Origin of the sequence: Methanoregula sp., from assembly GCF_035543475.1 — an archaeon.
Taxonomy (GTDB): domain Archaea; phylum Halobacteriota; class Methanomicrobia; order Methanomicrobiales; family Methanospirillaceae; genus Methanoregula.
In genome coordinates, this window is the sequence record NZ_DATKKA010000010.1 from 17,416 (window position 1) to 29,963 (window position 12,548).

A 12,548-nucleotide genomic window follows, 5' to 3' on the forward strand; every position below is an offset into this window, starting at 1 on the left:
TTTTCAGGATTTTAATATATCTGCGAATACGGGACCGGGAATCCGGGACGCGTTCATCTTCCCCCTGGTGGGGGAGGTCTCTGTACCCGGGTTCCACAATTATCCTGCTCTCCATCATCACCCATTTTTACATCTAAAAAGAGAGAAGATATACGCCATAAAAACGGCTCCCGGAGGACGGCAAACCCCGGGAGGTTCAGCTGATCCGGTACCCACGCCCGATCAGAAACTGCTGACGGCGTTTTTCAGCATCCACAGAGGATTCCGGGATACACTGTTCCGCTTCTCCCCATACCTCCCGAAGCATTTGATCATCTGAATGGAGGTGGAGTGTACCGGTCACAACTCCCACGGCATTACCATTCCGGTCCGCGATCCGCATAACGATACAGCGGTAAAATTTGCACTGGGCCGGGCTGTCGTTGTGAATGGTGCACCGCAGGAGATCACCATCCGGGCGGAGAAACCGGCAAGCATGGGGGTGGCTCTCGGGAAATGAATGGTCCACGAAGATCTCCCGTTTGTCCTCATCAACGCAGGCAGTAAATTCCGTTCCGCTGGACACCGATTCGCAGGCAAACTCAAAGGGACCTGTCTGCCTGTTGATAACAATATAATCGCCCAGGTACATGCAGCAGGTTCCACACTGCCTGCAGGTAAATGTCACTGCCATCGCCCCAATCGGCAATTGGATCTCTTCAGAATGATGGTGATCATATCCTGTCACCTGATAATTTTACCATGCATTTCCTGGAATTTACTGGATTTTCCCGGCTGCGGTCTGGGCCAGGCTTTTAAGGGCTTCGAAATCAGTTGTGGTCCCGCTCATGGTCAGTTCTTCATATACGTCCTTTTTTGTAAAGAGGATACCATAGGTAACAGATGAGAGGGGGCCCTGCGTTTCGGTTTTGCGGTATGCATAGGTATGATCACCCATATTAGGGCAGGGAAGTTCGTAGATCTGATCAATTCCAGTTGCCTGTCCGGTGATTGCATCCTCATGGATATTAAATACCGTGTTCATATTTATCGGGGTGAAGATTTCGATCACCTGGCTGACTTCGGTCATATCATATTGCTGCTCGTTGAATCGGTAATACGTAACCTTATACCCTGCTCTCCACCCAAGGTTCAGCGAGATCTGATCCATTTCGGGATAGGTGATATCAGACCGGTCCTTGAGGATGTAATCAGAAGGCAAATCAGAGGGTTGAAGTGCCATCTGCGAGACCGGAATTGTCGAAGACGGACTGCTCGTGGTCGGGACTGGTGCCGGCGTCGGAGTGGGGGTTAATGTACCCCCGGGTGGAGACGGAAAAATGGTCGACAGACAGCCTGCACTCATCAGAATCACGAAAAGGAAAAGCCCGAGGATTCCGTACCCCCGCTCCATGAGAAACTATTGTCCAGACCAGATAATATGCTTGCCGGAAGAAATCCTTTCGCCAGAGAAGGATACGGAATGTGGCAGGAGACATGAAAGGATCCCCCAAGGGTAAGATTTCAGGGATGAGGAATACATACCGACAAATATCTTTTTCATGGCATACATCCCACCGTTGCGTATTGAAGGAGGGAGATGCAGAATGGATGATCCAGAACTCCAGGGTGACGAGCGGATCCTCATCCGGACCCAGGCGGTCCATGTAAAGTCGATCTCATTTGAGGCAATCCTTACCAACAAGCGCATTATCCTTGTTGACCGGCTGAAAAATGTACTGCCGCCCAAGGAGATCCCGCTTACCACCGTCCAGTCCATTGAACCGGGAGAAAATGCAATCCGGGAGCTGACCATTATCCTGGGAGTTGTGACCAAATCCGGAGGAACAAGGCAGATGGTGCTGACCTTCTCCCGGGAAGGAGGCGGGAATCGGAGCAAAGAGCGGGATGAATGGGTCCGTCAGATTAAGGCGTCTCTTACTCCCTCGTTCGAGCAGGTAATCCGAAAGGTTATTCCGGGCATGGAACCCCAGCAACCCATGCCGGAAAGGACTGTACCGGAACGGACTCCGGCTTCGGTACCTACGTCCCGTACCGCAGAGTTTTCCCCCGCGCCCAAAAAGATTGTGAAAACCCAGCCCGAACCATGGCAACCCCCGGCTCCCGAGCCGGATACCGGATCCATTCTCGGTACCTACTGCACCCGGTGCGGAACCAAAGTTCCAGAAGGATCCGGTTTCTGTACCCGCTGCGGAGCCCCGATCACTGCTGCGGGCGAAGCCCCCCTTGCACCTCCGTCCGCCCCATTCTCACCAGAACCGGTAACGATTCCACGAGGGGCGGCCCCGGCGGCGAGGCCCACACCTGAAGTGATCCTCCCGGAATTCCCTGTAATAGGCACACCGGAACCGGTCATTCATGAACCGGCGGCGATAAAAGCCTCGTCTCCTGATGTTCCCCCGGCAAAGAGACATTTTATTCCAAAACTCTTCTCTCCAAAAGATTTGCCACCCACGCCGCTTGTTCCCTCTTCCATGCCCACGGCAGCTCCACCCCTGCCCAAAAAACCCTCAAACCGGAAAAAGATCCTGCTCGTGGCCGGCATCATTGTGATCATCCTTATCGCGGTCGCCGCCGTGGTTGTTGTCCTCCCAAAACTGGGAAGTGGCGGGACCCACAGTTCCGCAGGAGCCGGGAGCGTCACGCCCACGACCGCATTACCGGTCACCACGGTGACAACGGGCGCAGGTGCAACGCCCACGATTGTGATTGCCACGCAGACCCCCGCATCCGTGCCGGCCACAGGGGTGGCCATTAGTGTCAGCTACATCGGCGGATTCAATGGCACATATACGGCGGGTGGCGATACCACGCCGGTTACCGGTTCGGGATCCAGGGTTTATGAGATCGGTAACGTCACCGGTTCCGTTACCGCAGTATTCCAGAAAACGGACGGGACAACCACCCACCCCCTGACCGTGGGAATCTACGAGAACGGCAGGCAACTTTCCGTCAGTAACACAAGCGCGGCCTATGGGAAAGTCACTGTCACGGCCTCCGCGTAACCGGCCCGGTTTTCCCCTTTTTTCATGGTGCAACTGTTAAGAGGTTCGTGATCCATAGTTGTGGGTGAAGAGATTATGACTGACACCACCAAACCTCCGGCTCCTGAAGGGGCCGAGGATCTGGAGCGGCAGGGGATCGAAGTCCTGATCAGCACCCTGAAGAACAATGCTGATCCCGCCGTCAGGCGATATGCTGCATTTCTTCTTGGCAATGCCCGGACACACCATGCCATCAGGCCCCTGATCGAAGCGCTCGGGGATCTGGACAAATCCGTCCGGGAGCAGGCCATGCTTGCTCTCGTTGCAACCGGCAAAGCCACAATCGAACCCCTTTCTGTTGCAATGAAAGATCCTAAGTGGGAGACACGTTACCGTGCCGCTGAAGCACTGGGCAGGCTCGCTGATGAGAACGCCGTAAAGCCCCTTATCCGGGGGCTCCAGGACAGCCGCGATCATGTACGGTACATGGCGGCAAAGGGGCTGACCGGTCTTGGTGATTCGACGGCAATCGATCCCCTGATCATCCTCTTAAAGGACGAAAATCCGGTTGTCAGGATGATGACCATAAAGGCACTCTCCGCCATCGGAGGAACGAAGGCCCGCCAGGCAATTACTGAGGCTATGGCCGGAGAAAAAGACGAGCATGTCCGGAAGGCAATGACAGAAGCACTGCGGTAAGTTGCCAGGTGGATCCCGTTTTCTGTCCCTTCCGGAAGTAAGGCAGAATGAGAGACGCATTGTCGTTAAGAGGGTTTTCTGACCGGGGAAATACCATTTTTATTGATTCTCCAATCAAAAGATCATTTCCGTATCTTTATCATTAACTTGAGAGCGATTCATAAGATGACATACATTAGTGCTCTGTGCTAGCAGTGTTCATGGTGATGCAGCATGGGAACCAGCAATCCAGTACCCGGGAGTACTCACTCCTTCTCACGATCTTTGCTCATCATAATGTTGATCCTTGTTCTCTTTCTTGTAGGTCTCATGACCGTTTACGATTATATCAATCTCAAGAGCAGTATCGATACTGAATTTTCAACACTGCAGAACCAGACTGAAGACAGCATTGCTGCCGCATTGCGGATGGACGATTCGGCAACAACTGTGCTGGACGACCAGCTCAACGATCAGATGATAAAAGGATTCGATGTTCTCTTCGCCGAGTACAACCGCACCCGCGGGAACCCGGCGGCAATGAATCTTTCCCTCGTGCAGGGAGAACTGGGAAGCGGGTACGATATTTATATCATTAACCAGTCCGGTGTTATTGTCTATACCACCTATCCCCCGGAACAGGGTGAGGATTTCCGGAGCATACCCTATTTTTACAGTTATCTTACGACCGTCAGGCAGTCCCAGGGTTTCTTCCCGGATCGTGTCGTGAGGGATATTGCCGATGGAAGATTCATGAAGTATGCCTATGAACCTACCCCGGATCACCAGTATATCATGGAGCTGGGTTACTCGCCTTCTGATTTAAACACCACGTACCTCAGGCTTGACGATATGAGTAATATCGCGAGATCGGTATCATTTAATCCCTTCATCGTGAACTACCAGGTATTCGACACCCTGGGACGGACCACTGAGGATAACATTCTACCGGACAACACCACGGAAGCAGATATCAAACAGGTGATAGCTCTCCAGACAACCCTCCAGACCATGAACCCGGTTAACCATACGGAAACACGGTATCTCTTTGTCAATCTCAAAAATCCCCGCTATGGTTCTGACATGAGCAGGATCGTGGAGCTCACCTATGACACCGGCCGGGTCCAGGATGAGCTCAACCATCTTCTCTTTGTCCACTTGGTCTTCGGGTGCTGTGCGCTTGTAATCGGTTGTCTTCTTGCCTATATCTTCTCCCGAAGGATGACCCGCCCGATAGAAAACATTGCACATGACGCGGATATCATTGCCGGAGGGAACTTCGAACACCGTATCGGCACGACGGATGCCCGCGAATTTGTCACTCTTGAAAAAAGCATCAACACGATGGTTGACTCGCTCAAGTCTGCCATCCAGCGACTGGATGACGAAGAGATCTTCCACCGGGATCTCATCGATCAGTTACCGGTAGGAATCTTTCTTAAAAAATCGGAGACAGGTACCTATGTATTCTGGAACCGTGCCAGCGAGGAGATATTCGAACGGCCGGCAAAAGAGGTAATCGGAAAGAGAGACGAGGAGATATTCACTCCGGCTATGGCGGAGCAGATCCGTAAGGAGGATAGCGATGCACTGGCATCCCGGGTAGAGATCAGGTATAAAAAGATCACATCAAAGACCCGGGGAGAACGCGTTATCCATATGATCATCGTCCCGATCTACGATTCGAAGCGATCGGTACGGTACATGCTTGGCATAGCAGAAGATGTCACCGATGAAGCGGTCACCATCAAAAGAGACCTGATCTTCTCAATCACCAGAAGTGACATCCTGGATCAGCTGGCAGTCATCATGACGTACCTTGAACGGGCCCAGCTCAAAACCACGCATGAAGAGATGCAGATGTTCTTTGACAAGACGATCGGATCGGTGGAGTCTATCAAGAATCAGATTGCGTACGAACGGGCTCTCCAGAACCCCGGTGTTATAGCACCCCGGTGGCAGTCCGTAAACCAGGCGTTTGCCGAAGCAATCCAGATGCTTCCCGAACATGAGGTCGATATCACCACCGGTGTCGGGGATCTCGAGATCTTTGCCGACCCCCTGCTCCCGCGGATCTTCTTCAGCCTCCTCTCATTGTCGTTCCGGCATGGTGGGGCGGCACTCTCCACGATCCGGATGACAACCCACCAGAGCCATGACTCCCTTATCCTCGTCTACGAGGATGACAGCGGGGGTATTCCTGCAGGGGAGAAAGAGCGGATCTTCGAATTCGGATACAGCGAGGACAATATGGTCAGTCTCTTCCTGATCCGGGAGTTACTCGGATTTACCGGGATTGCCATCGCTGAAACGGGAGAACCGGGACAGGGCGTGCGCTTTGAAATTGTCGTCCCGAAAGGGCGATACCGGAATAAAAAATAGATGGTTATGATGATACGCCCCGGGTAAAGAGGGGGGGTAGTATCGAGGAATACGCAACCCGTGAAGAGAATGCCTATCCCCGTTGAGATCAGGTAACACAAAAACGAGGGTTACCGGATCTTCGTGCCGGGCTCCACCGGGTTTTCCGGCCGGAGCAGGGATGCGGAATCCCCGGCCGCGAGGATCATACCATTGCTCTCTACCCCAAAGATCTTTGCCGGTGCGAGGTTGGTCAGGACAACAACCTCCTTTCCCACCAGATTCTCAGGTTTATAGAACTGGGCGATACCGCTGACGATCTGCCGGATCTCGCCTCCGACATCCACCCTGAGTTTTAAGAGTTTGCTTGATTTGGGAATTGCCTCGGCGGCAAGTATCTTCCCGGTCTTCATCTCTACTTTGCCGAAATCCTCGATCGAAATTAACGGTACCTTCTCCATCTTTTTATTCGCCTCCGCAACGCGACGCTGGAGAACAGCATCCAGCTCCGCAATCTGTTTCTCCTCAAGCCGCCCAAAGAGCGGGACCGGGGCCGCAAGTGTGCGGTCCGGCACCGGGCCGGGTGCCTCGTTGATACGGTGCGAGGCCACACGATCCGTGTATCCCAGCTGCGTCCAGCACTCCTGCGCCTGTACGGGCATTACCGGCTCGATGAGGAGGGCAAGGGCTTTTACAATCTGGATGCAGTTCCTGATCACCTGGGCGGCCGCTGCGCGATCGGTCTTAACCAGTTTCCACGGCGCCTGCGTCTGGATGTATGTGTTCCCGAAAGCGGCAAGAGCCATGACGGTATCCACGGCCCCCTTGAATTCATACTCTTTCATCTGGCGGTCAACGCCGGTAAGACACTTTTCGATCTCTGCCGTGATAGAGGGATCAACCGTCCCGGGAGGGATCCCCCCGAACTCCTTGTGGGCAAAGAAGAGAGAACGGTAGATAAAGTTCCCGAGAATGTTGACGACCTCGTTGTTAATACGTTCGCCAAAGACCTTCCACGAGAAATTCAGCTCCTTGGTGTGGCTGGTATACGCGAGCAGGTAGTACCGGAGGTAATCAGGGGAAAGGCCCTTGTCCAGATAATCCTCGTTGGTCCAGACCACGTACCCCCGGGACTTCGAGAACTTGTGGTCATCGACCTTGACCATCCCGCTTGCTACCACAGCATAGGGTTCACCATACCCGGCGCCTTTCAGGAGCCCCGGCCAGAAAATGCAGTGGTGATAGATAATATCCCCGCCGATGAAGTGGGTGACCCGGTTTTCATTGCACCAGTACTTCTTCCAGTCTTTCCCGGCTTTGGCCGCCCACTCTTCGGTAAACGCAATATAACCGATCGGTGCATCGACCCAGACATACACGACGAGATCGTCCCGGTCCGGAAATTTCACGCCCCATTCAAGCGTGCGGGTGATACACCAGTCATGCAACTCATCCCGGATCCAGCCGATTGCATAGTTTTTTGCGTTGCTTGTACCCCGCAGCTTGTCAAGGAAGGGAAGAAGGTATTCCTTGAACGCTGAAAGCCGGAAGAAATAATGCTCCTGGTCCCGGAACTCCGCCTTTGTCCCGCAGACCTTGCAGACCGGGTCCTTGATCTCGCCCGGTTCGAGGTGCTTGCCGCACCCCTGGTCGCATTCGTCCCCCCGCGCCTGCTTGCCGCAGTACGGGCAGGTACCTTCGACGTACCGGTCCGGGAGGAAGCGTTTGCAGGTGGGGCAATACGCCTGGTGAACGACCTGTTTGTAGATATAACCGTTCTTTTCCAGGTTTGCCACAATCGCCCTTGTCCGGTGGTGATTAGCCGGGTTATCTGTCATACCGAAGTGATCGAATTCCACTCCTATCCGTCTGAACGTCTCATCGAAATGCCGGTGGTACTGCTCGGAGAGCGCCCGGGGGGAGATCCCCCTCTCCTCGGCAGAGACCACGATGGGCGTCCCATGGTTGTCAGAACCTGAAACAAAGACAACTTCTTCACCGGTCCGCCGCATGTAGCGGACGTAACAGTCGGCAGGGACGTACGTTCGCAGATGCCCGAGGTGGCAGGGCCCATTGGTGTAAGGGAGCCCGCAGGTGACCAGCAGCGGTGGTTGAGTCATTGAAGGTACTTTTTAGCATGCGATAGGTAATAATTCATGTACCATGCCAAAGATGGTACCACTTCCCACCCGGGCGCTTGGAGCCGAACCCGGCATCCCGGATCGCGATGCTCTCGCTGCATGGATAGCCGACCATCGGGGAATGGCTGCTGATCTTTTTGCATACCGGCTCGATGTATCGCTTGTCCAGGAAATATCTGCCGGGATTACTTCTCCCTGTGGCGGAGGTCTCTTCTGCCGGGATCGGGTTCGCGAAAGTCTTGCCGGCCTGAACACGGCCCGGGATACGGTTACCGGTGACCTGCATACGGATACGGAATTCCTTGTTCAGGATGCAAGATCGCTTACCGCACAGAAAAAAGAGGCCTGGTGTGCACTTCCGGCTCCCTGCTCACTGGGGATCACCGACAGATATTACGGCGATGATGACGAGTGGCACGACGCGATCACCGCAGCCTACCGCACTCTGATGCGGGCGATGCGGGACGAGGGGATTGGGGGGCATGTGCTTATCTGTGACCGCGTGGATGAACAGGAGATCTCCCGGCTGGCCGGAAAGAAGGTCCTCTTTTTTGCTCCGGCACCCAAAGAGAAGGACCTGATACCGCTGCTGGAATACCAGCGCCAGGCAGCTGTCAGCCCGAAGATGCTCGATAAGGCCCTGGATCTCGCAAACGAGTATGAGGTCCACCGTTGGATCGTGATGGACCCCGACGAGGAAGATGTACGGCTTCTATTATCCCATGTTGATCCGGACCAGGTGATTGTCGGAGGGTACTGTACAGCGGAATGCGACGCCTACTGGTCCCATCTTGTGGAGCATGCGGTATACAGCAAATGATATCTCCCGGTGTTGCACAGGGAGAAAATGACAGAACCATCCGCAAAAAAAATACCTGCATATGCATTCCTTTAAGATCATTATTTTACCCGGTGACCAGGTCATACGTGGACCCATCGTATCTGGCCGGCTGCCGTTCCCCCCGGTGAATCTCATGCCTGCCAGCAGGGTATACAGCCTCCTCACGGGATGACCGGGGGAGCAAACATTAATAACAGGAGATAAAAGCAATGGTACAATGGACAGATGGTGCATATAAAAAGCGACCGTCTCATCTCGTCCCCGGGAAAAACGGTATCGGAGACCCTGCATGAAAATAACACCATTCTTCTGTATTGTAGTTCTCTTTGTCTGTGGTATAGGAATCACCTGCCCGGCGCTTGGAGCGGTTCCGGTAGCATCGTTCATATCGAATGCCTCCTCAGGAAACGTTCCGCTCACGGTACAGTTTGTGGATTCATCCCTGAACTCGCCGACGTCCTGGACGTGGTTATTCGGCGACGGAGGGATATCTACCCTCCAGAACCCGTCACATATCTACACAACCCCCGGCACCTACACGGTGACGCTGATCGCTGCAAACTCTGCAGGAACCAATACCGCAACGTACCAGGGATACGTTACCGCAACGAAGGCCGCATCAGTACCGGTGGTCTCGTTTGTGACCAATGTTACCGCAGGATCCCCACCCTTCACCGTGCAGTTCCTGGATACGTCAACCAATTCCCCGGCTTCCTGGGTCTGGTCCTTTGGTGATGGAGGAACATCGGCCAGCCCCAACCCGGTACATACATATACTTCGTCCGGTTCCTTTACGGTGACACTCACCGCCACGAATGCAGCAGGCAGCAACACCACATCAATGAGTAACTACATCACCATCCTCCCCGTCACGGTCGTCCCCACAGCAATCTTCAAGACCACCATAACCAGCGGTTACGAGCCATTGACCGTCCAATTCGTTGACGCCTCCACGAACTCCCCGAACTCCTGGGTCTGGTCTTTTGGTGACGGCGGAACCTCCACACTCCAGAACCCGTCACATACCTACACTGCAGCCGGGTCCTATACGGTCACCCTTACCGCATCAAACATTGTGGGGAGCAATACCGTCTCCCAGCCCGGGTACATCACCGTAAACGCGGCCATGCCGGCGGCGGCCTTCACTTCCAACGTGACTTCAGGGACAAATCCACTCAGTGTCCAGTTTATCGATACCACCAACAATACTCCGACGGGCTGGTACTGGACTTTTGGTGACGGTGGAACCTCCACACTCCAGAACCCAATTCATACCTTTACAACGGTCGGTTCCTATGCAGTCTCGCTTGGTGCAACCAACTCTGCAGGCAGCAACACGACTACCATGCCCGCGTATATTACGGTCTCCAATGCCCTTTCGGCACCGTCAAGTTCCTTTAGTGCCGATATCCGGTCGGGAAATGCCCCGCTGACGGTTCAGTTCCAGGACACCTCGAGTAATTCCCCGAACGGCTGGCAGTGGCTCTTTGGCGACGGTTCTACCAGTACCGACCAGAACCCCATGCATACCTATACCACAGCGGGTTCCTATTCCGTCAGCCTCACAACGGTAAATCCGGGCGGGCACAATACCACAGTCATGCCGGGATTTATCACGGTTGCCGAACCCTTTACAACCGCCACCCCGACCATGGCCGCTGCATCAACCACATTCCCGACGGCACAAGGGACAACTGCACAGCCAGCGCAGACACCCTCCTCAATAGTGACAAACGCAACATCAGCACCGGCCGGAACATCCCCCTCATGGACGCTTCCCCTGATAGGCATCGTGATCCTGGTCCTGGCTGGCATCGCCTATATTCTCCACTCCCGGGGCCGTTCCGGGGGCAGAAGGCATTCGGGACGCAGGGAACTGTAACGGGCCCCGGGGTTCCCCGGGCATCCCGCTTTTCTTTGTGGCACGTGACCGGATAAAAAAAATAAAAAGGGGGATCCCGCTCAGTCCATTTTTTCCCGGGCGATACACTCGAAATCGATAAAGCCATTGTAAGGATCCGTTTTCAGGAGCCGGACCCGTACCTTCTGGCCCACACGGAGATTACGCTCTCCCTTCACCACCCGCCCTTCTGCCGGGGGCGTCAGGAGCCGCACGTACGTTCCCTTGTCCGCAACCCCGGTCACCAGCGCCTCAAACGTCTTACCGAGACTGTCCTCGAGCAGCATGGCAGCAACGGACTTCCGCATGAACCTCTTCACCTTCTTTGACGCCTTCTCCCGGTCCGTCAGCCAGAGCGCCTTATCCTGAAGCTCGGCAGCAGAGTAGGGACCGGGACTCTTCGTCAGGATGGCCTTTATCTGGCGCTGGTTGATGATATCCACGTATCGCCGGTTCGGTGCTGTGGCGTGCGTATAATCGACAACCGCAAGGGCAAAATGACCGGTCGGGGTCTCACCCGGTTCAAGCATGGTATACTCTCCCGGACCCAGCAGTTTGATGATCGTAAGGGAGAGATCCGGAAAATGGAGCGGATCAACAGCCTTCTGCCGGGCGAGGAAACGTGCAAGCGCTTTGGCATCCGGCTTGTCGGGCAGGGTCTCGCCAAGGGCTGCAGCAGTGAGTAAGATACCGGCCCAGTTTCTGGGGGTCTTGACCACCCTCTGGATCATCGGGACACCGGCAGCACCCAGCCTCGCGACCATGGTCCCGTTCGCGGCCACCATGAACTCCTCGATTAAGGCCCGTGCAGGGTCGGGAGTCCGGGTCACTAGTCCCCGCACCTCGCCATTCTCCATGACCACTTCGGCTTCCAGGGTATCGAATTCAAGCGCTCCCTGAGCCCTGCGGAAGGTGCGCAAAAGCTGTGCGGTTTCATTCTGGAGGCGGACCTGTTCTTCGAGCCCGGGAATATCCTTTATCGCCGGGGGTATCGGACCGGTGCCGTCAAGCCAGTCCCCCACTTTCTCGTACACCAGTTTTGCCCGGTTGCGCACCAGCCCACGGTAGACCTCCTTCGGGGTAAAGCTCCCGTCCCGGTTGACGACAAACTCAATAATTACGGCAAGACGGTCCCGGTCCTGCAGGAGGGAGGTAATACCATAGGAGAGACGCTCGGGAAGCATGGGGAAAGTGATAACCCCTGTGTAGACCGATGTCCCGTTGTGGGCCGCGTACTCGTCAGTTGGGGAATGCTGGTGAACATAGGAATCGACATCGGCGATGGCAACCTTAACGCGGATCGCCCCCTCCGGAGTACGTTCGCAGTATTCCAGCTGGTCAAGGTCCTGTGAATCGTGGTTATCGATCGATGACCAGAGCAGGTGCCGGAGATCACAGGTCTCCTCGGGACATCCGGCAAATATCCGTTCCTGCATCCCGTTGACCTCATCCATCACCGGAGGGGGGAACCGGGCCACAAATCCGTACTTTTCCATCGCACGCCACGCAATGGTCCTGAGATCGATATCATGGGGCCGGGGTTTTTTCATATCTACCGTGTGTTCTCGCTGGATGCTTAAATATCTCGTGAATTGCTCTCCCGGTTTTTCCCATAACGGGTACAGAAACGAAAAACACAAGTG

The 12,548-nt window shown here is 54.7% G+C and carries 9 protein-coding genes; 5 read left to right on the forward strand and 4 right to left on the reverse strand.

Annotated elements, in window-relative coordinates; genetic code table 11:
• Nucleotides 1-196: 196 nt before the first annotated feature.
• Nucleotides 197-673, reverse strand: a complete 477-nt coding sequence (locus VMS83_RS04240; RefSeq protein WP_325410195.1) for a hypothetical protein — start codon at nt 671-673, stop codon at nt 197-199.
• 84 nt (nt 674-757) lie between these two features.
• Complete coding sequence (locus VMS83_RS04245; RefSeq protein ID WP_325410197.1) at nt 758-1,393, reverse strand: hypothetical protein; 636 nt, start codon at nt 1,391-1,393, stop codon at nt 758-760.
• Between the two features lie 193 nt (nt 1,394-1,586).
• On the opposite strand from VMS83_RS04245, the gene VMS83_RS04250 reads away from it, so the two are divergent.
• The 3 genes from VMS83_RS04250 (at nt 1,587) to VMS83_RS04260 (ending at nt 6,044) form a co-directional block, all read left to right on the forward strand.
• Nucleotides 1,587-3,005: a zinc-ribbon domain-containing protein gene (locus VMS83_RS04250; protein WP_325410199.1), complete on the forward strand. Its 1,419-nt coding sequence runs from the start codon at nt 1,587-1,589 to the stop codon at nt 3,003-3,005.
• Nucleotides 3,006-3,080: 75 nt separating this feature from the next.
• Nucleotides 3,081-3,683 carry a HEAT repeat domain-containing protein gene (locus VMS83_RS04255; RefSeq protein WP_325410201.1) on the forward strand — a complete coding sequence of 201 codons (603 nt, stop codon included), beginning with the start codon at nt 3,081-3,083 and terminating at the stop codon, nt 3,681-3,683.
• Nucleotides 3,684-3,992: 309 nt separating this feature from the next.
• The gene (locus tag VMS83_RS04260; protein WP_325410203.1) at nt 3,993-6,044 is read left to right on the forward strand and encodes a PAS domain-containing protein; all 2,052 of its coding nucleotides are present in this window, start codon (nt 3,993-3,995) and stop codon (nt 6,042-6,044) included.
• A 110-nt stretch (nt 6,045-6,154) separates the two neighbouring features.
• Here the strand turns inward: VMS83_RS04260 and metG are convergent, their stop codons facing one another.
• On the reverse strand, nt 6,155-8,143 hold the full coding sequence (metG, locus tag VMS83_RS04265; RefSeq protein ID WP_325410205.1) for a methionine--tRNA ligase: 1,989 nt from the start codon (nt 8,141-8,143) through the stop codon (nt 6,155-6,157).
• A 43-nt stretch (nt 8,144-8,186) separates the two neighbouring features.
• Here metG and VMS83_RS04270 point away from each other — a divergent pair, with 43 nt between their 5' ends.
• Both VMS83_RS04270 and VMS83_RS04275 read left to right on the forward strand, forming a co-directional pair.
• Nucleotides 8,187-8,984, forward strand: a complete 798-nt coding sequence (locus VMS83_RS04270) for a hypothetical protein (protein WP_325410207.1) — start codon at nt 8,187-8,189, stop codon at nt 8,982-8,984.
• A 310-nt stretch (nt 8,985-9,294) separates the two neighbouring features.
• On the forward strand, nt 9,295-10,887 hold the full coding sequence (locus VMS83_RS04275; protein ID WP_325410209.1) for a PKD domain-containing protein: 1,593 nt from the start codon (nt 9,295-9,297) through the stop codon (nt 10,885-10,887).
• 80 nt (nt 10,888-10,967) lie between these two features.
• Here the strand turns inward: VMS83_RS04275 and VMS83_RS04280 are convergent, their stop codons facing one another.
• Entirely contained in the window at nt 10,968-12,455 is a 1,488-nt protein-coding gene (locus VMS83_RS04280) for an RNB domain-containing ribonuclease (protein ID WP_325410211.1), read from the reverse strand.
• Between the last annotated feature and the right edge of the window lie 93 nt (nt 12,456-12,548).